The sequence below is a fragment of the Acidiphilium sp. C61 genome (assembly GCF_905116885.1).
Classification (GTDB): domain Bacteria; phylum Pseudomonadota; class Alphaproteobacteria; order Acetobacterales; family Acetobacteraceae; genus Acidiphilium.
In genome coordinates, this window is sequence record NZ_CAJHNI010000005.1 from 1,470,792 (window position 1) to 1,491,705 (window position 20,914).

Annotated in this window: 19 protein-coding genes and 1 pseudogene; 9 read left to right on the forward strand and 11 right to left on the reverse strand. The window is 64.4% G+C overall.

Features of this window, described 5'->3' with window-relative positions; all coding sequences use genetic code 11:
- Window positions 1-185 precede the first annotated feature (185 nt).
- The 4 genes from HUW10_RS09755 to hisI are packed head-to-tail and all read left to right on the forward strand — an operon-like array spanning window position 186 to window position 3,571.
- Window positions 186-1,064, forward strand: coding sequence for a helix-turn-helix domain-containing protein (locus HUW10_RS09755; RefSeq protein WP_174503316.1), 879 nt, complete (start codon window positions 186-188; stop codon window positions 1,062-1,064).
- A 52-nt stretch (window positions 1,065-1,116) separates the two neighbouring features.
- Window positions 1,117-1,971 carry a sulfurtransferase gene (locus HUW10_RS09760; protein ID WP_174503317.1) on the forward strand — a complete coding sequence of 285 codons (855 nt, stop codon included), beginning with the start codon at window positions 1,117-1,119 and terminating at the stop codon, window positions 1,969-1,971.
- Complete coding sequence (metC, locus tag HUW10_RS09765; RefSeq protein WP_174503318.1) at window positions 1,968-3,224, forward strand: cystathionine beta-lyase; 1,257 nt, start codon at window positions 1,968-1,970, stop codon at window positions 3,222-3,224. Before HUW10_RS09760 ends, metC begins: the two co-directional genes overlap by 4 nt.
- A complete protein-coding gene (gene hisI / locus HUW10_RS09770; protein WP_174503319.1) occupies window positions 3,221-3,571 on the forward strand; it encodes a phosphoribosyl-AMP cyclohydrolase in 351 nt (116 codons plus the stop codon). Before metC ends, hisI begins: the two co-directional genes overlap by 4 nt.
- 40 nt (window positions 3,572-3,611) lie before the next feature.
- Here hisI and HUW10_RS09775 read toward each other — a convergent pair whose 3' ends face one another.
- The 9 genes from HUW10_RS09775 to gph form a co-directional block, all read right to left on the reverse strand.
- Window positions 3,612-3,983, reverse strand: a complete 372-nt coding sequence (locus HUW10_RS09775) for an iron-sulfur cluster assembly accessory protein (RefSeq protein WP_174503320.1) — start codon at window positions 3,981-3,983, stop codon at window positions 3,612-3,614.
- A 10-nt stretch (window positions 3,984-3,993) separates the two neighbouring features.
- Window positions 3,994-4,359 carry a DUF59 domain-containing protein gene (locus HUW10_RS09780; protein WP_174503321.1) on the reverse strand — a complete coding sequence of 122 codons (366 nt, stop codon included), beginning with the start codon at window positions 4,357-4,359 and terminating at the stop codon, window positions 3,994-3,996.
- Complete coding sequence (gene sufU, locus HUW10_RS09785; protein ID WP_174503322.1) at window positions 4,349-4,804, reverse strand: Fe-S cluster assembly sulfur transfer protein SufU; 456 nt, start codon at window positions 4,802-4,804, stop codon at window positions 4,349-4,351. Before sufU ends, HUW10_RS09780 begins: the two co-directional genes overlap by 11 nt.
- Window positions 4,801-6,045, reverse strand: coding sequence for an aminotransferase class V-fold PLP-dependent enzyme (locus HUW10_RS09790; protein ID WP_174503323.1), 1,245 nt, complete (start codon window positions 6,043-6,045; stop codon window positions 4,801-4,803). The genes sufU and HUW10_RS09790 overlap by 4 nt, the downstream gene beginning before the upstream one ends.
- Window positions 6,042-7,259, reverse strand: coding sequence for a Fe-S cluster assembly protein SufD (gene sufD / locus HUW10_RS09795; protein WP_174503324.1), 1,218 nt, complete (start codon window positions 7,257-7,259; stop codon window positions 6,042-6,044). The genes HUW10_RS09790 and sufD overlap by 4 nt, the downstream gene beginning before the upstream one ends.
- Window positions 7,256-7,999 carry a Fe-S cluster assembly ATPase SufC gene (gene sufC, locus HUW10_RS09800; protein WP_174503325.1) on the reverse strand — a complete coding sequence of 248 codons (744 nt, stop codon included), beginning with the start codon at window positions 7,997-7,999 and terminating at the stop codon, window positions 7,256-7,258. The genes sufD and sufC overlap by 4 nt, the downstream gene beginning before the upstream one ends.
- Window positions 8,000-8,008: 9 nt before the next feature.
- Complete coding sequence (gene sufB / locus HUW10_RS09805) at window positions 8,009-9,460, reverse strand: Fe-S cluster assembly protein SufB (protein ID WP_174503326.1); 1,452 nt, start codon at window positions 9,458-9,460, stop codon at window positions 8,009-8,011.
- A gap of 8 nt (window positions 9,461-9,468) precedes the next feature.
- Window positions 9,469-9,936 carry an SUF system Fe-S cluster assembly regulator gene (locus HUW10_RS09810; protein WP_174503327.1) on the reverse strand — a complete coding sequence of 156 codons (468 nt, stop codon included), beginning with the start codon at window positions 9,934-9,936 and terminating at the stop codon, window positions 9,469-9,471.
- Between the two features lie 112 nt (window positions 9,937-10,048).
- Window positions 10,049-10,699, reverse strand: a complete 651-nt coding sequence (gene gph, locus HUW10_RS09815; RefSeq protein WP_174503328.1) for a phosphoglycolate phosphatase — start codon at window positions 10,697-10,699, stop codon at window positions 10,049-10,051.
- A 72-nt stretch (window positions 10,700-10,771) separates the two neighbouring features.
- On the opposite strand from gph, the gene glmU reads away from it, so the two are divergent.
- Window positions 10,772-12,085, forward strand: coding sequence for a bifunctional UDP-N-acetylglucosamine diphosphorylase/glucosamine-1-phosphate N-acetyltransferase GlmU (gene glmU / locus HUW10_RS09820; protein ID WP_174503329.1), 1,314 nt, complete (start codon window positions 10,772-10,774; stop codon window positions 12,083-12,085).
- Window positions 12,085-13,908 carry a glutamine--fructose-6-phosphate transaminase (isomerizing) gene (glmS, locus tag HUW10_RS09825; protein WP_174503330.1) on the forward strand — a complete coding sequence of 608 codons (1,824 nt, stop codon included), beginning with the start codon at window positions 12,085-12,087 and terminating at the stop codon, window positions 13,906-13,908. Before glmU ends, glmS begins: the two co-directional genes overlap by 1 nt.
- Before the next feature lie 477 nt (window positions 13,909-14,385).
- Here the strand turns inward: glmS and HUW10_RS09830 are convergent.
- Both HUW10_RS09830 and HUW10_RS09835 read right to left on the reverse strand, forming a co-directional pair.
- Window positions 14,386-14,733 (reverse strand): annotated as a pseudogene (locus HUW10_RS09830) (integrase core domain-containing protein); the annotation flags it as partial.
- A gap of 165 nt (window positions 14,734-14,898) precedes the next feature.
- Window positions 14,899-15,519 carry a hypothetical protein gene (locus HUW10_RS09835; protein WP_174503331.1) on the reverse strand — a complete coding sequence of 207 codons (621 nt, stop codon included), beginning with the start codon at window positions 15,517-15,519 and terminating at the stop codon, window positions 14,899-14,901.
- Window positions 15,520-16,264: 745 nt separating this feature from the next.
- On the opposite strand from HUW10_RS09835, the gene HUW10_RS09840 reads away from it, so the two are divergent.
- From HUW10_RS09840 to HUW10_RS09850, 3 genes are read left to right on the forward strand one after another with little or no spacing between them, the layout of a single operon-like run.
- Complete coding sequence (locus HUW10_RS09840; protein ID WP_174503332.1) at window positions 16,265-17,104, forward strand: TnsA endonuclease N-terminal domain-containing protein; 840 nt, start codon at window positions 16,265-16,267, stop codon at window positions 17,102-17,104.
- A complete protein-coding gene (locus HUW10_RS09845) occupies window positions 17,101-19,308 on the forward strand; it encodes a Mu transposase C-terminal domain-containing protein (protein ID WP_174503333.1) in 2,208 nt (735 codons plus the stop codon). Before HUW10_RS09840 ends, HUW10_RS09845 begins: the two co-directional genes overlap by 4 nt.
- Entirely contained in the window at window positions 19,292-20,914 is a 1,623-nt protein-coding gene (locus HUW10_RS09850; protein ID WP_201712606.1) for an ATP-binding protein, read from the forward strand. The genes HUW10_RS09845 and HUW10_RS09850 overlap by 17 nt, the downstream gene beginning before the upstream one ends.

A 20,914-nucleotide genomic window follows, 5' to 3' on the forward strand; every position in this document is an offset into this window, starting at 1 on the left:
ATGATGTAAATAGGATACACCGCCTATCTAGAATTGGCTCGATGGCGGAAAAACGATTTTTCTGGTCTTAATAATCTTTCATTGGAGAAAAAAAGAAATTACACTTTGCCTGTCATCTCTGTTAATGAATTGTTGAGATGAGCCGTATTGTAGAGCCAAAAGTGTTTAAAAAGTGAGAAACGACAATGCATTTTAATGATATTGGGCAGCAACTCAGAGCCTATCGCATGGAGTCCGGCCTCAAGGCCGAAGAGATCGCTGCCCGTCTCGGCGTGTCGCGCGCCGCCCTTTATCGCTACGAAAAAGGCGAGGTCATTAAGCTCGACACCGTCAAGCGTCTGGCCGAACTGCTCAAGATTTCGCCGCTGACCTTGCTCGGTATCGGCATCGAATATTACAGCCGGCCCATCGGGTATCTCGAGCGGCTCCGCCAGATCGAGGAAACATCCGATCAGATCCTGCAATTCTTCGGCCCGATCTGCTATCTGACCACCTCCGAGGAATATGACGCCACCCTCGCGCAGGTGTTCGAGGAAAACGCCGAGATCAGCGGCCAGGACCGCGCCATGGCCCGCACCGCTGCGGAACAGGTGCTCAGCGTTCTCGCGGTCCGCAAGCGGATGTTCATCGCCCGCCGCCCCTCGGTCATCGCGATCCTCACCACCGCGTCGCTGCAGCGCTTCATCGAGCACGGCATCGCCGGCACCCTGCCGCTGTCCGAAAAGCTTCGCCGGAAATGCCGCGACACCGCGCACCGCGAGGTCGAGCGCATGATCGAACTGATGGAGAGCGAGCCGATCGGCCTGCAGCTCGGCCTGATGCCCGGCGGCGATCCGAACGGTCCCTTCTCGATCCTGCGTTCGCGCGAGCGCGCCTGCCTCGCGGTGAACCCCTTCCCGACCGACGCGCCGCCCGACGCGCAAACCGGTGTGGCCATGATCACCAGCGCCGACGACGCGGTGATGACCCATCAGCGCGTCGCCGAGGGCGCCTGGCGCGACGCCATCAAGGGCCGCGCCGCGGCGGCCGAGGTGCGGCGGATGCTGGAACCGGCCATGGCCTGATTTCCCGCGCCGGCAGGGAGACAAACCCCTGCCGGCGCGTTACACTTCGCGCATGTCGACACCGCTGATCTCAACAGAGTCTCTCGCCGCGACACTCGATGATCCGGCGCTGATCGTTTTCGACGCGTCCTTCTACCTCCCGAACGAACCGCAGGACGCCTCCGCCCTGTTCGAGGACGCCCACTTGCCCGGTGCCGCCTTCTTCGACATCGAGCGGATCGCCGACACCACCTCGCCACTGCCGCACATGCTGCCGGACGAAGCCGGCTTTGCCGCCGCGGTCGAGGCGCTCGGCGTCGGCAACGACTCCCGCATCGTCGTCTACGACCAGCGCGGCCTGTTCTCGGCGGCGCGCGGCTGGTGGATGTTCCGCGTCTTCGGCCATGACAATGTCGCCGTCCTCGATGGCGGGCTGCCGAAATGGCGCAAGGAAGGACGGGCGATCGAGGCCGGCGCCGCACGGCCGCGTCCGCGCGGCCGCTTCACGCCACGTCTCGACCCCGCCCGCATCCGCGACCGCGCCGCGATCGAGGCCAACATCGCCAGCCGACGGGAAATCCTGCTCGATGCCCGCACCGCTGGCCGCTACACCGCCGCGGTGCCCGAGCCGCGCCCCGGCATGCGCGGCGGCCATGTTCCCGGCGCCCGTTCGCTGCCCTATTCCGAACTGCTCGGCGACGACGCGACCATGCTGCCGCCGGAGGCGTTGCGCGCCCGCTTCGCCGCCGCCGGGATCGACGGCGCGACACCGCCCGTCACCATGTGCGGCTCCGGCGTGACGGCGGCCATCGTCACTCTTGGCCTCATTCGCGCAGGCCTGCCGATGGGCGCGCTCTATGACGGCTCATGGGCCGAATGGGGTGCGCTGCCCGACACCCCGGTTGCCACCGGAGAGGATCCCGCATGACCGACGATCGTTTCGAAACCCGCCTCTCCCTGGCCTCGCGCCGGCCGGTCAAGTCGCATGGCTATGTCAATCCCAAGCTCGTCCGCGGCTCGACCGTGCTCTACCCGTCATGCGCGGCGCGCCGCGAAATCGGCAAGCGCCGCCTGGAGCAGGAAGAGATCTACGGGCTTTACGGCACCGAGACCCATTTCGCGCTGGAAAACGTGGTCGCCGAAATCGAGGGCGGCACGCATTGCCAGATCGTCTCCTCGGGCCTTGCCGCCATCACCGTGCCGCTGCTCGCCTGGCTGAAGGCCGGCGACCACATGCTGGTGCCCGACTCCGTCTATGGCCCGACGCGCCGCTTCTGCGACAGCGTGCTCGCGCGCTATGGCGTCGCCACCACCTATTACGATCCGCTGATCGCCGAAGAGCGCTTGGTCGCGCTGCTGCGCCCGCAAACCACCGCGATCTTTTCCGAAAGCCCCGGCAGCCACACCTTCGAGGTGCAGGACGTGCCGATGCTCGCCCGCGTCGCCCACGCGCATGGCGCCAAGCTGTTCATGGACAACACCTGGGGCATCCGCACCTTCCAGCCGTTCCACCACGGGGTCGACGTGTCGATCCAGGCGCTGACCAAATATGTCGGCGGCCATTCCGACATCGTGCTCGGCGCCATCACCGTGGCAACGGATGAAGACTGGGCCTGGCTGCGCGCCGGCGCGCTCGATCTCGGCCAATACGCCTCGCCGGACGATTGCTGGCTGGCCCTGCGCGGCGCCCGCACCCTCGCGGTCCGCCTCGCCGAGCAGGAACGCGCCGCTCTCGCCGTCGCCACCTGGCTCAGCAGCCGGCCGGAAGTGCTGCGCGTGCTGCATCCCGCCCTGCCCTCCTGCCCCGGCCACGAATTCTGGAAGCGGGACTTCACCGGCGGCTGCGGCCTGTTCGGCGTGGTGTTCCAGCCCGAACACGATTACGACGCCGTCTGCGCGATGGCCGACGCGCTACGCCTGTTCGGCATCGGCGCCTCCTGGGGCGGCTATGAGAGCCTCGCCTTGCCGACCACCAACACGATCACCCGCACCGAAGGCACCGGCCGCTTCGGCGGCGAGATGCTGCGCCTGCAAATCGGCCTCGAACACACCGACGACCTGATCGCCGATCTCGAACAGGGTCTCGCCGTGCTGCGCGGTCAGGCCCGCACCACCTGCGCCTCGCCACCCTGCATGGCCGGGGAATTGCAGGACGGCTTCAGCCCGGACGGCACGGCATGACCCACCACGTCATCACCGCCGCGCGCTTCAACGAAGCCGGACTCATTCCCGCCATCGCCCAGCAGCACGATACCGGCGAGGTGCTGATGATGGCCTGGATGAACGCGGAATCGATCGCCGAAAGCCTCGCGACCGGACAAGTCTGCTATTTCAGCCGCAGCCGGGGCAAGCTCTGGCGCAAGGGTGAAAGCTCGGGCCATGTCCAGCGCCTGGTCGAGATGCGGCTCGACTGCGATGGCGACACGCTGCTGCTCCTTGTCGAGCAGACCGGCCCGGCCTGCCACACCGGCGCGCATAACTGTTTCTTCCGCCGTGTCACCGCAGACGGGCTGGAAGACATCGCCTGAACCGGTCTGGGCCGTCAGGCCGCGACATCACCGCAGGGCGTCAGACGTGGAAACTCTCGCCACAGCCGCAACGGCCCTTCTCGTTCGGATTCTCGAAGGTGAAGCCTGAGGTGAATGTCTCAACCTTGTAGTCCATCACCGTGCCGATCAGGAACAGGGTGGCCTTGCGATCGATCAGGACGGTAACGCCCTTGTCGCTCACCTGTTCATCGGTCGGCGCCGGCTCGTCCACCCAGTTCATCTCGTAGGACAGGCCGGAGCACCCCTTGGTGCCGACACTGATGCGCAGCAGGCGCCCCTGCTGGCCGCTTTCATACAGCGCACGCAGGCGATCGGCCGCGGCGTCGGTCAGTTGCATCAGCGGCGGCAGGCTGCGGCGGGGCGGGGCGGATTCGGTGCGGATCGTGGTCATCGCGGACTCCTCAGAACATGTTGAGCGCGAGGCGCGCCTCGTCGCTCATCCGCGAGGGATCCCAGGGCGGATCCCACACGGTCTCGACCTCGACCTCGCTCACCCCCGGCACCGTCCCCACCGCGAGGCGCACCGCCTCGGGCAGTTCCTGCGCGCTGGGGCAGGCTGGCGCGGTGAGCGTCATTTCCACCTTTACCGCCCCACCCTCGATCTCGATGGCGTAGATCAGGCCGAGCTCGAAGATGTTCACCGGAATCTCCGGATCGTAGACCGTGGCGATCGCCGCGATCACGTTCTCCTCGCTCACCAGCGGCGGGGTTTCGCCCTCCGGCGTCCAGGTGGTCACGGGTTCGGTCCTGGCCATGTCATCCGCCATGTCCGGTCTCCATCGTCTTGGTCAGGGCGGCGCGTAGCGCCTGCCAGGGAAGTGTCGCGCAGCGGTGGCGCGAGCGGTATTCATGAACGCCCGAGAGCGCCCGCAAGTCGCTGAAATCCTCGCGGTCGGGCACGGCTCCGCTCGCCACCATCGTCTCGAAGGCGCTGGCAAGCTCATCGGCCGCCGCGCGCGTGCGCCCGGCCACCGCATCCGCCATCAGATCGGCCGAGGCGATGCAGATCGCGCAGCCGCGGGTCTCGTGCCACACCTCGCCGATCGCCCCGCCCGAGCAGCTCAGGCGCAGCTGCACCCGGTCGCCGCACATCGGATTGTCGCCCTCGGCCTCGGCGTCGAACGCGGCGGGCCGGCCGGCATGCAGCGGCGCGCGGGCGCGCTCCATGATCAGCCGCTGGTACAGATCGCCGACATCCGCAGCGCCGCTCATCCGCCGAACACCTGCTGCACGCGCCGCAGCCCCTTCGCCAACGCGTCGATCTCTTCCATCGTCGTATAGACGCCAAAGGTCGCGCGGGCGGTGCTGTCGAGCCCGAGCCGGCGGGTCAACGGTTCGGCGCAATGATGCCCGGCGCGCACCGCGATCCCCTGCTTGTCGAGCAGGGTGGCGACGTCGTGCGCATGCACCCCGTCCATGGTAAAGGCGACCACCCCGCCGCGATCCTGCGCGCGCCCGACCACATGGATGCCGTCGATCGCATCGAGCGTCGCCAGCGCGTGGTCGGTCAGCGCCCGCTCATGCGCGGCGATTGCCGGAAAGCCGATCGCGTTCACGTAGTCGATCGCCGCGGCAAGGCCCACCGCCTCGACGATCGCCGGCGTGCCCGCCTCGAACCGGTAGGGCGGCTCCGCCCAGGTCGATTTTTCGTAACTCACGCTGCGGATCATGTCGCCGCCGCCCAGGAAAGGCGGCATCGCGTCGAGCAGCTCGCGCTTGCCGAACAGCACCCCGATGCCGGACGGACCGTAGAGCTTGTGACCGGAGAACACGTAGAAATCCGCATCGATCGCGCGGACATCGACAGCACGGTGCACCACCGCCTGCGCGCCATCGAGCAGCAGCCGCGCCCCGCGCTCATGCGCAAAGGCGGCAAGCCGCTCGACCGGCGTGTAGGTGCCGAGCACGTTCGACATATGGGTGATCGCCAGCAGCCGCACCCGCCCATCGGCGAATTGCCGCTCCAGGTCGGCGAAATCCAGCTCGCCGGTATCGGTGATCCTGACGATGCGCAGATCGATCCCGTGGGAATCCCGCAGCATCTGCCAGGGCACGAGATTGGCGTGGTGCTCCATCTCGCTTACGACCACCGCATCGCCCGGCTGCAGCGCCGACCGCCCGAACGTCGCGGCGACGAGATTGATCCCCTCGGTCGCGTTGCGCACAAAGACGATCTCCTCGCGCGCCGCGTTGAGGAAGGCCGCCACCTTGTCGCGCGCGGCCTCGTAATCGTCCGAGGCGCGCTCGCTCAGCCAGTGCAGCCCGCGATGGACATTGGCGTAGCGCGTCTCCATCGAGCGGACCATCGCGTCGATCACCGCGCGCGGCTTCTGCGCCGAGGCGCCGCTGTCGAGAAACACCAGCTTCTTGCCATGCACCGTCTGCGACAGGATGGGGAAATCGGCGCGGATGCGCGCGATGTCGAAGCCGGTCTGCTCGAGGGAAGCGCTCATGCGCCCTCCCGCCACCAGGCGCCGATCGCCGCCTCGAAGACGGCCCGCGCCGCCTCGTCGGTCACCGGCTCAAGCGCCTCGTCGAGAAAGGCGCGGATCAGGATCGATTTCGCCTCCGCCTCCGGCACGCCGCGGCTGCGCAGGTAGAAGAGCTGCTCGGGGTCGAGCGCGCCGATCGTCGCACCATGGCTGCACTTCACGTCGTCGGCGAAGATTTCCAGCTCCGGCTTGCTGTCGATCTCCGCTTCGTCGGAGAGCAGCAGCGCCTGGTTCATCTGGTAGCCGTCGGTCTTCTGCGCGATGCGATCGACCTCGATCCGCCCCTGGAACACGCCGCGCGCCGCCCCGGCGAGGACCGATTTCACCGTCTGCCGCGAGGCGCAGTTCGGCGCGTCGTGCCGCACCACCGTGGTCACGTCGCCATGCTGGGTTCCATTGAGCAGCTGCGCGGCGTTGAGATGCACATCCGCCGCCTTGCCGCCGAGCCGCGCATGGGTCTCGTTGCGGCTGAGCCGGGCGCCGCGGTTGAGGGTGAAGCTCTCATAGCCGGCCCCACCCGCGATTTCCGCGAAAATGGTGGCGACATGCACCGCCTCGGCGGATTCATCCTGGAGCCGGTAATGGTTGAGCCGCGCCCCCTCGCCGAGGTCCACCTCGAAGACCGGCGCGTGCAGGTAGCTGCCCTCGCCGCGCGCGGTCTCGATCAGCGTCAGCGTCGCACCGGCGCCGAGCGCGATCCGGTGGCGCGGCGCGATGGCCGGCATCGCCTCGCCCCGGCCCGCCGCCAGCGCCACCAGGAACAGCGTGCCGCCCTGCTGGCCCGGCGCGAGGGTGATGGCGACGCCATCCTCCGCCAGCGCGGTGTTCAGTGCGACGACAACGCCGCCGCGCGCCGCATCGCCCAGCGCAGCATCACCCAGGGCCGCATCGCTGAGCCGGCCCACCCATTCGGGCGCCGCCGAGCGCGCCGCATCGAACCGGCCATTGACGAACACGACGCGCTGCCCTTCCGGCAACTCTGCTTCAACATCCACCACCGGGGCGGGGCCGAGCGCAAAACCACGCAGCCCGGCCGCGAGATCGGTATAGTGCCAGGCCTCGTCGCGCTTCGTCGGCCAACCGTCGGCGCGCACCCGCGCCGCCGCCGCCTCCCGCGTGGACGCGCCCGGCAGTGCGGCGAGGTCGAAACCGTCGAGCAGGTCAGTCCCGCTCATGCCGCCTCCAGCCCCGCATAACCGTTCGCCTCAAGCTCGAGCGCAAGCTCCGGCCCGCCGGAGCGGACGATCCTGCCGGCCGCCAGCACATGCACCCGGTCCGGCACGATATGGTCGAGCAGCCGCTGATAATGCGTGATCACCAGCGCCGAGAAGGTGGGCCCGCGCAGCGCGTTCACCCCTTCGGCGACGATCCTGAGCGCATCGATATCGAGCCCGGAATCGGTCTCGTCGAGCAGCGCCAGGGTCGGCTTCAGCAGCGCCATCTGCAACACCTCGTTGCGCTTCTTCTCGCCGCCCGAGAACCCGACATTGACGTTCCGCTTCAGCATGTCGTCCGGCATCTTCAGCGCCTTCACCGCCGCCCGCGCCTCCTTGAGGAACTGCACGGCGTCGAGTTCCGCCTCGCCGCGCGCCCGGCGGATCGCGTTCAGCGCGGTGCGGATGAAATTGGCATTGCCCACCCCCGGCAATTCGACCGGATACTGGAAGGCCAGGAACACACCCGCCGCCGCCCGCTCCTCCGGCTCCATCGCCAGCAGGTCGACCCCGTTATACGTCACGCTGCCGCCGGTCACCTCGTAGCCGTCGCGGCCGGAGAGCACGTAGGACAGGGTGGATTTCCCCGCCCCGTTCGGCCCCATGATCGCGTGCACCTCGCCCTCCGGCACGGTGAGGTCGATCCCGCGAAGGATCTCCTTGCCATCGATGGTCGCGGTCAGTCCCTTGATTTCAAGCATGTTGCGTCCTCAGCCCACGGAGCCTTCGAGAGACACGGCGAGCAGCTTCTGCGCCTCGACCGCGAACTCCATCGGCAATTCCTTCAAAACATCCCGGCAGAAGCCGTTCACCAGAAGCCCCACCGCGTCCTCTTCGGAAAGCCCGCGCGCCCGGCAGTAGAACAGCTGGTCGTCGGCGATCTTCGAGGTCGTCGCCTCGTGCTCCACCTTCGCGGTGCGGTTGCGGCTCTCGATATACGGCACCGTATGCGCGCCACACTGATCGCCGATCAGCAGGCTGTCGCACTGGGTGAAGTTCCGCGCATTCATCGCCCGCGGCATGATCCGCACCAGGCCGCGATAGGTGTTGTTCGACCGTCCGGCCGAAATCCCCTTGGAGACGATCGTGCTCGTCGTGTTCGGCGCCAGATGGATCATCTTGGTGCCGGTATCGGCCTGCTGGAAATTGTTCGTCACCGCCACCGAGTAGAACTCGCCGGTCGACCCCTCGCCCTGCAGGATGCAGGACGGATATTTCCAGGTGATCGCCGAGCCGGTCTCCACCTGGGTCCAGGAAATCTTCGAGTTCCGCCCCCGGCAGGCGCCGCGCTTGGTCACGAAATTGTAGATGCCGCCGCGCCCCTGGGCGTCGCCCGGATACCAGTTCTGCACGGTCGAATACTTGATCGTCGCCTCGTCGAGCGCCACGAGTTCGACGACCGCGGCGTGAAGCTGGTTCTCGTCGCGCATCGGCGCGGTGCAGCCTTCGAGATACGACACGCTGGCCCCCGCCTCGGCGATGATCAGTGTGCGCTCGAACTGCCCGGTATTGCGCGCATTGATGCGGAAATAGGTCGAAAGCTCCATCGGGCAGCGCACGCCCTTCGGCACGAAGACGAAGCTGCCATCGGAAAACACCGCCGAGTTCAGCGCGGCGTAATAATTGTCGCCCGCCGGCACAACGCTGCCGAGATATTGCCGCACGAGATCGGGATGCTCGCGCACCGCCTCGGAAATCGAGCAGAAGATCACCCCGGCCTTGGCCAGCGTGTCGCGGAACGTGGTCGCGACCGAAACGCTGTCGAACACGGCATCGACGGCGATGCCCGCCAGCGCCGCGCGCTCGTTCAGCGGAATGCCCAGCTTCTCGTACATCGCGAGCAGCTCGGGATCGACCTCGTCGAGTGATTTCGGCGCCGGCTTCTTCGGCGCCGCGTAATAATGCAGGTCCTGATAGTCGATCCTGGGATGATGGACGCGCGCCCAGGCCGGATCTTCCATCGTCAGCCAGGCGCGATACGCCTTGAGGCGCCATTCGAGCAGCCATTCCGGCTCGCCCTTCTTCGCCGAGATGAGCCGGACGATGTCCTCGTTCAGCCCCTTGGGCGCGAACTCCATCTCGATATTGGTCTCGAAGCCGAACTTGTAGCCGCCGCCGGATATCCGGTCGACAGTCTCGATCGTCTCATTCACGGCAGGCATTGAAACCCCTATTCGACAGTTGACGGCGCGCGCGCCGCAAGATCCGTTTCATCGACCCGCAGCGCCCTGGGCAGGGCCGCCACCTGCATGTCATCCAGCGTGATCGCGCCCAGCGCATCACTGATCGCGTCGTTCACCACGCCCCAGCGTCCCGCCATCGGGCAAAGCGACGCGCTGTCGCACGCCCCGCCCGTGCCCTCGACGCAGGCGGTGAGAGCAATTGGCCCGTCGATCGCGACGATCACATCCGCGATCGGGATCGCGGCAAGCGGCCGCCCAAGCCGGTAGCCGCCATGCGCGCCGCGCTGCGACAGCACGAGGCCGGACTGCGCCAGCCCCTTCAGGACCTTGGCTACGGTCGGCTCCGGAATCCCGGTGCCCGCCGCGATCGCGGGGGCGGTTTCAACCGTGGCGGCCTGGGCAAGACGCACCAGAACCACCACCGCATAGTCGGTCAAACGCGACAATCTCAGCATGGCACACCCGATTGTGGACAACACAGGTCCTGTTTACGCAAATGGTCCATCGCGCCGCCCCCGTCAAGGCCGGGCGCGTCATGCCGAACGCAGGAAATCGGAGCCGGCGGGTTCAGGCGGCGCCGAGCAGCCGCTCCACCGCGGGGACCAGGGCCTCGGTCTCGCCGATGGCGATCGTGCCCTCTGCCCTTCCATAGCCCCAGCGGACGAAAATCGAGGCGACGCCGAGCCCTTCCGCCGTGGCGATGTCGTTGTGATGATCGCCGACCATCACCGCCCCCCGCGGCGCGATCGTCATCGCCTCCAGCACGGCGCCGAGATGGCGCGGGTCAGGCTTGCGGAAATTCGTTGCATCCCCGCCGATCAGCACCGGAAAGAACCGGTCGAGATCGAGCGCGGCCAGCACCTTGCGCGCCGAGGCCTCGGGCTTGTTGGTGCACATGCCGAGCCGGTAGCCCCGCGCGGCCAGCGTCTCCAGCGCGGTCACGATGCCCGGATAGGGTTCGGTGAGATCGGTCACATGCGCCTCGTAATCGGCGAGGAAGATCGCCTCGTCCGCGGCCTCCGGCGTCATGCCGCGCGCTGCATAGCCCCGCTTCAGCAGCATTTTCGCGCCATCGCCGACCATCGGCGCGACATCCTCCCGCGCCACCGGCGCCGCGCCGTGGCGGGCCAGCGAGCGGTTCAGCGCCGCCGCAAGGTCGGGCAGGCTGTCGATCACCGTGCCGTCCAGGTCGAAAACAACACCGCGTGAAGCGTTCATGACACACTCCGAAATCCTATTTGATGGCGCGGCACTTTACATGAGCGGCAGGCCAGGGCTACCGCTTCGCGCATGCACAATACCGCCGTGATCCTTGCCGCCGGCCTCGGCACCCGGATGAAGTCGAGCCGCCCCAAGGTGCTGCACCGCATCGCCGGCCAGCCGATGCTCGCCCATCTGCTCGCCGCCTGCAAGACGGCCTTCGCCGAAACAATCGTCGTCACCGGCCCGGATATGGACGACGTCGCCCGCGCCGCCGCCCCGCACCCGACCGTGATCCAGCGCGAGCGCCTCGGCACCGCCCATGCCGCCCTCGCCGCGGCGGATCATTTCGGCACCGGCGCCGTCACCCTCGTCTATGGCGACAATCCGCTGGTCACCGGCGCGACGCTCCAGCGCCTCGGCGCGCGGCTCGGCGCGGGGGATGCGGCGCTGGTGCTGCTCGGCACCCGCCCGCCGGAGCCCGGCGCCTTCGGCCGCATCATCGGCCCCGATGGCTTCGCCGAACGCATCGTCGAATTCGCCGACGCGACCGAGGCCGAGCGCGCGATCGGCCTGTGCAATGTCGGCGGCTTCTCCGCCACCGCCGCCGACATGCGCCGCTGGCTCGGGAAAATCGGCAACGACAACGCGAAGGGCGAATACTACCTTACCGACCTCGTCGCCGTCGCCCGCGCCGAGGGAGCTGCCGTCGCCGTGGTCGAGGCGCCGTGGGACGAATGCCGGGGGGTGAATTCCCGCGCCGAGCTTGCCGCCGCCGAGGCCGCGATGCAGTCCCGCCTGCGCGCCGCCGCCCTCGCCGCCGGGGTGACGATGACAGCCCCCGAAACCGTCTTCCTCGCCGCCGACACAGCGCTCGCCGCCGATGTCACGATCGAGCCGCATGTCGTCTTCGGCCCCGGCGTGACGGTCGGGCCGGATGTCACGATCCGCGCCTTCTCCCATCTCGAGGGCTGCACGATCGCGTCCGGCGCCGTCATCGGCCCCTATGCGCGGCTGCGCCCGGGCAGCGAGATCGGGGCGGGCGCCCATGTCGGCAATTTTGTCGAGCTCAAGGCCGCCCGCCTCGGCGCCGGCGCCAAGGCCAACCACCTGACCTATCTCGGCGATGCCGAAATCGGCCCGCGCGCCAATATCGGCGCCGGCACCATCACCTGCAATTACGACGGCTTCGCCAAGCACCGCACCACGATCGGCGCCGACGCCTTCATCGGTTCGGATGTCGCCCTCGTGGCACCTGTTACCGTGGGGGAGCGTGCGATCATCGCCGCCGGCAGCGTCATCACCGACCCGGTGGCGGCGGATTCGCTGGCGCTCGCGCGCAGCCGGCAGGTCGAAAAGCCCGGCCGCGCGGCCGAACTGCGCATGACGAAGGGAAAACGCTGATGTGCGGCATTGTCGGACTGATCGGGCGGAACGACGCCGCCCCCCTGCTGCTCGACGGTCTCTCCCGCCTCGCCTATCGCGGCTATGACAGCGCCGGCATCGCCACCCTGGTCGAGGGCGCGATCACCCGCCGCCGGGCCGAGGGCAAGCTCGCCAACCTGGCCGCCAGCCTCGCCGCCGAGCCGCTCGCCGGCACCACCGGCATCGGCCATACCCGCTGGGCGACGCATGGCGCCCCCACCGAAGGCAACGCCCATCCGCACGGCACCGCCCGCGTCGCCGTCGTGCATAACGGCATCATCGAGAACCATGCCGAACTGCGCGCCGAGCTCGAAGCCGCCGGCCAGGTCTTCTCCACCGAGACCGACACCGAAACCGTTGCCCAGCTCGTCGACCTGCACCTCGCCCAAGGCCTCGCCCCAATCGAGGCTGCCGCCGCCGCCTTCGCCCGGCTCGAAGGCGCCTATGCGCTGGCGCTGATCTTCGCCGGCCATCCCGAGCTGATGATCGGCGCGCAGCGCGGCGCCCCGCTCGCGGTCGGCTTCGGCGAGGAGGAGATGTATCTCGGTTCCGACGCCCTGGCCCTCGCGCCGCTGACCCGCCGCATCGCCTATCTCGACGATGGCGACTGGGTGATCGTCTCGCGCAGCGGTGCCGAATTCCGTGACGCCGCGAACAACCCGGTCACCCGCGAGGTCAAGCTGACCCGCCTGACCGGCGCGTCCATCGGCAAGGGCAATTTCCGCCATTTCATGGAAAAGGAGCTGCACGAGAACCCCGCGATCATCGGCGACACGCTGAACCGCATGATTGATCCGGCAACCCGCCTGCCGGTCCTGCCGGACCTCGCGATCGACCTCGCCGCCATTCCGCGCATCACCCTCTCGGCCTGCGGCTCGGCCTATTATGCCGGTCTGACGGCGCGTTACTGGCTGGAGGAGATCGCGCGGATCGCGGTCGATGCCGATGTGGCCAGCGAGTTTCGCTACCGCGAACCACCGCTCGACCCCGCAGGGCTCGGACTCGTCGTCAGCCAGTCCGGCGAAACCGCCGATACCATGGCCGCGCTGCGCTACATGAAGCGCCAGGGCTGCAAGGTGATGTCGGTGGTCAACGTGCCGGAAAGCACGATGGCGCGCGAGAGCGACCTGATGCTGGAAACCATCGCCGGCCCGGAAATCAGCGTCGCCAGCACCAAGGCCTTCACCGCACAGCTCGCCGTGCTCGCCGGCTTCACCCTCGCCCTCGCCCGCGCCCGCGGCGCGCGGAGCGATGCCGAGCTCGCGCCGCTCGTCGCCGCCCTGATGGAGCTTCCCGGCAAGATGGCCCAGCTCCTCGCCGATGACGCCGAGATCCGCGCCCTCGCCGAAGACATCCGCGATGCGCGCGACGTGCTGTTCTTCGGCCGCGGCTCGATGATGCCGATCGCCCTCGAAGGCGCGCTGAAGCTGAAGGAGCTGAGCTACATCCACGCCGAAGGCTACCCCGCCGGCGAAATGAAACACGGGCCGATCGCGCTGATCGACCCCTCGGTGCCGGTCATCGCGGTGCTGCCCTCCGGCCCGCTGTTCGAGAAAACCGCCTCCAACCTGCAGGAGGCCGCGGCCCGCGGCGGGCGGATCATCCTGTTCAGCGACCGCGCCGGCGCAGCGCGCCTCTCCGGCATCGCCGAGCGCACCGTCATCCTGCCGGACTGCGCCCCGTTCGTCGCCCCGCTACTCTATGCCATCCCGGTGCAGCTTCTGGCCTACCACGTCGCCATCCTGAAAGGCACGGACGTCGACCAGCCGCGCAACCTCGCCAAATCGGTAACGGTTGAATAAGGCAACGCCGCCAGGATCGCCCGTTGTAGACGGAAAATAAAGTTGTATCCTAGATAATAAAGTCATATTCCAGATATTAAAATTATATCCTAGACAATAAAGATTTATACAACGCAACATAATTGCGGTCCAATCTGGCCCGGGGGTCGGGGCCAACGGCTGTGGATCGGTCTGGGGTCCCGTCGCCGATCCGCATTCCAAGTGGCTGATGCAACTCGCTTTCGCGGGGTCAACATCCGGCGTCGATCCACAGGGGATTTCTGCCGGGCAGCTTACGGCTGACGGAAGCGGGTTCGTTCACCCACCCTTTGCTGCTACTCCAGAATGCCAGAGGTGGCGCTGTCGTGTGAGATCAAACTGCTCGAGGTCAGGTCGCGCGATCAGGCGAGCGTGCACTCTGAACTGTCCGTCGTCAGAACATATGGCTCAATTCGCGGCGTAGCTTAGCGGAGAACGGGCCTCGTCTGGGGGTTGATGTTAGGCGGCAAACTTGCGGTGTTGCAAGCGCCGATGCTCGGTGGTCTTCCGTTTAATCCTTTCGCGCTGCTTGATGATGGCCGGGGCCCTGCCGAAGTAGGTGTCTGCGGGCGTCACGTTGTTCAGGCTTTCGTGATAGCGCCGGTGGTTGTAGTTTTCGACGAAGGCCTTGATCTGGGCCCCGAGGTCACCGGGCAGGAAGTAGTTTTCCAAGAGGATGCGGTTTTTCAGGGTCTGGTGCCAGCGCTCGATCTTGCCCTGGGTCTGGGGGTGCATCGGGGCGCCTCGGACGTGTCTCATCTTGTTGGCCTCGATGTATTCGGCCAGTTCGCCCGCGATGTAGCTTGGGTGTCTGAAAGGTCGTAGCGGCAATTTCTTCCTACTGTTTGATGCTTCGATCTGCTTCGCCCTGACGGGCCACTGAACTGAAGACCACGCTCTTTGAAAGGATGCGCGACCAGTCGGCAAGCTTAGCGGCGACCAGCTGTTTCCGGAGTTTGGGCAGTACGTGTTTCACGCGTAGTCAAAGGCTACTGCCGCCGCGCTGACCACGTTCTTCACGTCGCCCGCGCGTAGCGCGTCGATCGGCGCCTTGCCACCGGTCATTCGATTGGGGACAACCAGCCACTCCCATGCTTCCTCGGCGGAGGTGAAGTGCTCGGCCACTAGATCGAGACCGTCCACGGGCCGGCGACGATCGAACTGCCGCAGCGGATAGACAAAGTTCCGCACCCCCTTACGCAGCGCCACGACCTTGCCGGCCTTACGCCAGTTGTCGAGGGTGCCCCGCGCAATGGCGAGCCGTTTGACCACCACGCCCGCACCGACGAGTTCGCTCTCAACCCAATCGGCCGCCTCGTCGTCAACGGTGATCGCATCCAGAAGCCGACGGCCCTTTGCCATCGAGACGAGCGGGCCGACGCCGGCACCCCGCAGCACGCGCCCCCCGGGCGCGGCCGGCGGCGCAACCAACTTCGGCTCACGCCGACGGATCGTCTTGGCAGCCATGGGAACCGCGATCTTGAGCACCGAGGCCAGATCGACGAGGTCACGCAGGGGCATGCTCTCGACTTTGCTTTTGATCGCTTTTGTCAAAATGTCCCGCGTAAGCTGAGATGGCTTTGCAGTGCTCATGACACGTCCTTTTTAGGCAAGATAGGCAATATGGCAAAATATGGAGGACCATCACATTAGCGTGATGATTTGCCGAATTTTTCATCGCATTTGGATCACGCATTTCATCACGTTGTCGAAACTGCTTGCCCACACTCGATTTGCCCGCACTAACTCAATCTTCAGGCCGCAGCTATGCCGGCCCCGATTCCTCAACCCACATCTCGTTCGCGCGGCCTTGCGACCACGTTCAGACTATTCGACAAATCAAGGTAGACACCCGCTTGCCGCGCGTCATAATCTCTATTGACGTCGACCACGCCATTGATCGATCATACTTCAAACGATCCAAATGGACGACGTGGCGGTGAAACAATTTGTTCACATCGTCTGGATTTAGTCTTTTGCGCCGTTTCGAATAATTTCTTTTAGGTGCAACATAACTAATTGCTCGAAGGAACTTTGCTTGTCTTGTAGTCAAATGGATTGCAACAATCAGGCGACGCAGAACGACCGTTCGCGCGATTGGGATGATGGACGTGGCGCCTGTCGCAGCTCCAACTTTTCCGACACCTCCTGCAACCCGAACGGCGACGTCGCAATCGGGCGAGGCTTTTCGCCGAAGCGCCCCTGCACGCAGAACTCGAACCGGTAGGCCGACGTTGCCTACTCGCCTCTGTCACACCTGTCCCCAATGTCCGACTGCTTCGAACCTCATTCCGAGGTTGTCCGACGCTGGCCGGCCCCGATCCGATTGAATTAGCGAATGGCCTCACGCCGATACGGTTTCGACGAGAAAAAAATCCAGCGGTTCTATAAGGAAGGACGTGGGACGGGGAATGGCCAAGATTACAAGCCATGGTTGACGATCCAGGACGTCCCAACACTTGGTCGCGCAACACGCATCCCCGGCCACACGACTGGACGTCTGCACCATTTCCTATCCGACATCGAGACTCGTTTCTTCGTGTTACTGGATTGGGACGACGCGGTGACCGACATTCGTGAGCAATTCCCGCTCGACCGGGAGGTGACCCGCATGCTCGCCAAAGACATGGGCATAATCCACCCAATCGATCCCGCGTCGAGGACAGATATCATAATGACAACGGACTTTTTGATTGACATCAGAAGCGGGCGAACGACTCGGACTATAGCGAGATCCGCCAAGCCGGCCCAAAAGCTGGAAGAACCGCGAACACTAGAGAAACTGGAACTCGAGCGCAGGTATTGGAAACGCGAAGGCATCGAGTGGCATCTGATCACGGAGAAGGATCTTCCGCGTGTTCGTGTCGCTAATCTTCAGTGGCTGCATAAGATGCGGTCGCTGCACGAGCTCGAGGCACCACACCCCGACTATTGGCCCGATCGCTGCGAGCAGTTCCTGACCGAATTCACCCGGACCAGAAGCGGATCAATCCAGGTCTTTCTTACCCAGTTGGAAGAGAAGTGCGGGTTCTCCCCGGGCGAGCCGTTGACCGCCCTTCGTCACCTCGTAGCGACGAGACGGCTGCGGATGAACCTCGACCGCGAGTTTAGCACTAAAGATCCGCTAGACCTTTTCAAAGTTACTACCCGTTTCGAGGAAGATCGGAGGCTGGGGTGATCCTTGCTCGCAACGATCTGCTCCAGACAACGGGAGAGCCCATACGACGCATTCGGATCCTGTGGATCTCCCCCCCACAAAACAACGTTGTGACGATCGATGTCGACGCCGCTACTGCCCTACCCGAACTCGGTGACCTGCAGTCGCTGGTGAAGGCAGTGGAAGTCGCCGAATGGCAAATCATGGAGGCCGACCCGTATCTCCTGATCGTACGTGACGCGGCTTTGAAAGCGTCTCACAAAGCCCTTCGAGACCGTGCTTGGGGTCTCATTTGTGAGCTGGCCACCAAGGAACCGGACATCTTCAGGAGCCAGTTTCGTGGAAAGGAAGTTCGACGTATCGTCGAGCAAGCACGAGCCAGCGGCGACCCCGCCATAAATCGGACGACCCGGAGGCAGATCTATTGTTACCTCCGCCGTTACTGGCAGCGGGGCATGGTACCGAACGCCTTGCTTCCCGACTATCACAATTCAGGCGCCCCGGGAAAGTCGAGAAACTCATCAGACCGAAAGCGTGGACGACCCAGGCAGTTCGGATCCACCCCGGGTGCCAATATCACCCCGGAGATCCGCCAGGTATTCCGGGTCGGGTTTGATCGGCTTTATGCGACGGCCCGCAAGCGAACATGGACGTTGCGCGACGCGTACGACAAGATCATCGCCGATTTTTTCTGCGTGAAGCATATCGATCCCGAAACCGGCCGGGTTCGACACGAACCCAAGGACGAAGTTCATGAGTCCGGCGGCTTACCCAGTTTCAAGCAGTTTCAATATTGGGCAGACAAGGATCACGTACGTCTCGACGTGAAGCGCAAGCGCGTTGGCGAACGCATTTACGATAAGGACATGCGCGGCCTGACAGGAACCGCAACTGCCGAGGTATTCGGGCCTGGGGACCGATACCTGATAGATGCCACGATCGCGGATGTCTATTTGCTTTCACGCATCGATCGAGAACGGATAGTCGGGCGGCCTGTCATCTACGTGATAATCGACGTCTTCAGCCGCATGATAACCGGCATCTACGTCGGGCTGGAGGGCCCGTCATGGGTGGGTGCCATGATGGCTCTTGCGAACTCCAACGCCGACAAGGTCAAATTCTGCAAGGATTTTGACATTTCAATCGAACCACATGACTGGCCCTGTCATTGCCTCCCGGAGATCTTTCTCGGTGACAGGGGGGAGATGGCAAGCAGCATGATTGACACCCTCAGCAATACCTTAAAGATTAGCGTAGAAACTGCCGCACCCTATCGGTGCGAGTGGAAGGGAATCGTCGAGCAACGCTTCAAAATCCTGCCCGCGAAATTCAAGCCGTTTCTTCCGGGCTATGTCCAGGGGGACTTCCGGGCTAGGGGCGGGTCTGATTACCGGCTCGATGCCCTTCTCGATCTCGACGAATTTACGCAGGTCATCATCAACTGCGTTCTTTTTTATAACAATCAGCACGAGATCTCCCGCTACGATAGGGACAGGAACGTCCTGGCTGATAGCGTGCCCGCCATTCCTGTGGAGTTGTGGGAGTGGGGCAGGCAAAATCGTTCTGGTGCCATGCGCTCCTTCCCGCAAGACAGGGTGCTCTACTGCCTCCTGCCACGGGACACGGCAATGGTGACCGAACTCGGTATCCGCTTCAAGTCTGCCTATTACACGTGTGCCCTGGCGATGGAGCAGCGATGGTTCGACAAGGCACGCCAGGAAAAGCGATGGCAGATCGAGGTCGCCTACGATCCGCGATGCCTCGATTACATCTATCTTGCCGCCGATGATGGCGAGCAGTCCTTCCACGAGTGCACCATGACACCTCGGAGCCGCGCCCTGCGCCAGGTGTCCCTGCCCGAGATCGAGCAGCAATATTTCTTCGATCAGGATCAAAAGGCCAACCGCGAGCAGCGAAGCCAGATGGCGAGGGCCGACGTGATGACGGAAATCGAGGCCGTGGTCGAGAAGGCAAAACAAAAGCAGCCCAAATTACGCCGGGGCAGCAATGCCAGCCGCACAAAGGATATCCGGGCAAACCGCGCGGCCGAGCGGGAAATCCGCCGTGACGAGGAGGCCTTCCGGCCCGGACAGCCTTCCACCGATCCCGGGCAGCACAGCGGAGAGGTTGTGCCGTTCCCGCGTAGCGTCACCGCTGAAGACGAGCCTGACTACAGCATGCCTTCGATTGACGAAATTCTTGGAGACGATGATGACGACTCCTGATTTGCCGACTCTGCCCGAATATGAAGGTAACTTGTGGATCTCGAGGCTTCCGCCAATAAAGTCGCAACTCGAGATCTACCAGGAGCTGCGCGACGCACCTTACTTCAATGAAAAAGAGCCCGGCTATCCACGGCATTATCGCAAGCACTGCATAGCTCGCCTAGCCAACTGCTTCCTTCCCCAGGCCCGACAGGTGATCCTGGCCGAGCGCTTTTCGATGTTATTGCGCCAGGGTTACGTCGGCCGAAATCCCCTTACCCACGACTATCTCAAGCACATCTACGCGGGCATCGAGAGAATCGAAAGAAGATCGCTGGATGTAGCGCCAAAGACACCGGTGAAAGTCACCGCAAGCAGTTTTGGGCTCCTTGGCTGTCCAGGTGTCGGCAAGACGGTGTCAGTACGGCGAGTCCTGGCTCAATATCCACAGACGATTCAGCATGACAATCCGTTCAGCATTACCCAGATCGTCTGGCTTAGACTCGAGGCGCCCGTTCTCGGGTCTCTGAGACAATTATGTATCGACTTCTTTCACGCCGTCGACGAATTGATAGGTACAGACTATGTCAAGCGATACGGAAAAAGCAAAACGACGGAACAGCTGACGCCGTATATGGCGCAGGTTGCGAATTTACACGGGCTCGGCGTGTTGGTGATCGACGAAATCCAGCACTTACGCGGCGCGAAGGTCGGCGCGAACACGTTGATGAACTTCCTTGTAAAGCTGGTGAATACGATCGGCGTGCCAGTGATTCCGATTGGAACGTTTGGCGCTTTGCCCACCCTGCAGGGCAATTTCAGCACGGCACGTCGCTCCACCGGTCTGGGCTCACAATTCTGGGATCGGATAGCGCCGGGACCGGAGTGGGATCGTTTCCTCACTGATCTATGGAAATACCAGTGGACCACACCACCTACCGCCCTCAACGGGGAACTGAACGCGGTGATGTACGATCAGAGCCAGGGCGTCGTCGATCTGGCGGTCAAGCTATTCATGCTGGCCCAGATGCGGGTTGTCGACGCAAACCAGAGTCGCAAGAGACAGTCAGAGGAATTAACACCACGCCTGATCCGGACAGTCGCGAGAGACGAGTTCCAGCTCGTAGCGCCGATGATCAAGGCTTTGCGTGAGAACGACAACTTCGAACTGAACATGTACGACGACTTGCGGGGACTGGACGCACACATCCAGTCGATCCTCGGCGGTGCGTCTGACCCCAGACCGAGGCTCGAAATCGACCCCGAGGCGTCCCCAAGGTCAGGACAGGCGCCGAAGTCCCAGTCCGTCACCGATGCGGTGCTCAGTGCATTGAAGAAAATTTGCGTGGCAGAGGATATCGCACAGGCGCTGGTCAATGACGCCGTAGCCAAGGATCCGTCCGGCGACCCGCTCTTGTTACTCGAGAACGTTCTCACGACCTTGAGAAGCAGCCCGCCGAAAGTCAGTCGTCCCAAGGTCAAGGCAGGGTCTCGGAAGGTGGCGGATCCTGATGATGACGACCTCCGGACAATTGTGAAAGGCGGTGCAGAGCGGGGTAAATGCGCGTACGATGCGCTTAAGGAAGCCGGAGTGGTAAGGCCGCCTCTTCTGGATTTCGCCGGTTAA

Excerpts from the sequence above, each read along its gene's own strand:
- HUW10_RS09850 (WP_201712606.1), top strand. The coding sequence starts at position 19,292 with ATGATGACGACTCCTGATTTGCCGACTCTGCCCGAATATGAAGGTAAC.
- HUW10_RS09775 (WP_174503320.1), bottom strand. The coding sequence starts at position 3,983 with ATGACCACGATCCGCACCGAATCCGCCCCGCCCCGCCGCAGCCTGCCG.
- HUW10_RS09835 (WP_174503331.1), bottom strand. The coding sequence starts at position 15,519 with ATGAGCACTGCAAAGCCATCTCAGCTTACGCGGGACATTTTGACAAAA.
- glmS (WP_174503330.1), top strand. The coding sequence starts at position 12,085 with ATGTGCGGCATTGTCGGACTGATCGGGCGGAACGACGCCGCCCCCCTG.
- hisI (WP_174503319.1), top strand. The coding sequence starts at position 3,221 with ATGACCCACCACGTCATCACCGCCGCGCGCTTCAACGAAGCCGGACTC.
- HUW10_RS09755 (WP_174503316.1), top strand. The coding sequence starts at position 186 with ATGCATTTTAATGATATTGGGCAGCAACTCAGAGCCTATCGCATGGAG.
- sufB (WP_174503326.1), bottom strand. The coding sequence starts at position 9,460 with ATGCCTGCCGTGAATGAGACGATCGAGACTGTCGACCGGATATCCGGC.
- metC (WP_174503318.1), top strand. The coding sequence starts at position 1,968 with ATGACCGACGATCGTTTCGAAACCCGCCTCTCCCTGGCCTCGCGCCGG.
- HUW10_RS09780 (WP_174503321.1), bottom strand. The coding sequence starts at position 4,359 with ATGGCGGATGACATGGCCAGGACCGAACCCGTGACCACCTGGACGCCG.
- HUW10_RS09840 (WP_174503332.1), top strand. The coding sequence starts at position 16,265 with ATGGCCTCACGCCGATACGGTTTCGACGAGAAAAAAATCCAGCGGTTC.
- glmU (WP_174503329.1), top strand. The coding sequence starts at position 10,772 with ATGCACAATACCGCCGTGATCCTTGCCGCCGGCCTCGGCACCCGGATG.
- gph (WP_174503328.1), bottom strand. The coding sequence starts at position 10,699 with ATGAACGCTTCACGCGGTGTTGTTTTCGACCTGGACGGCACGGTGATC.
- HUW10_RS09810 (WP_174503327.1), bottom strand. The coding sequence starts at position 9,936 with ATGCTGAGATTGTCGCGTTTGACCGACTATGCGGTGGTGGTTCTGGTG.
- HUW10_RS09760 (WP_174503317.1), top strand. The coding sequence starts at position 1,117 with ATGTCGACACCGCTGATCTCAACAGAGTCTCTCGCCGCGACACTCGAT.
- sufC (WP_174503325.1), bottom strand. The coding sequence starts at position 7,999 with ATGCTTGAAATCAAGGGACTGACCGCGACCATCGATGGCAAGGAGATC.
- HUW10_RS09790 (WP_174503323.1), bottom strand. The coding sequence starts at position 6,045 with ATGAGCGCTTCCCTCGAGCAGACCGGCTTCGACATCGCGCGCATCCGC.
- sufU (WP_174503322.1), bottom strand. The coding sequence starts at position 4,804 with ATGAGCGGCGCTGCGGATGTCGGCGATCTGTACCAGCGGCTGATCATG.
- sufD (WP_174503324.1), bottom strand. The coding sequence starts at position 7,259 with ATGAGCGGGACTGACCTGCTCGACGGTTTCGACCTCGCCGCACTGCCG.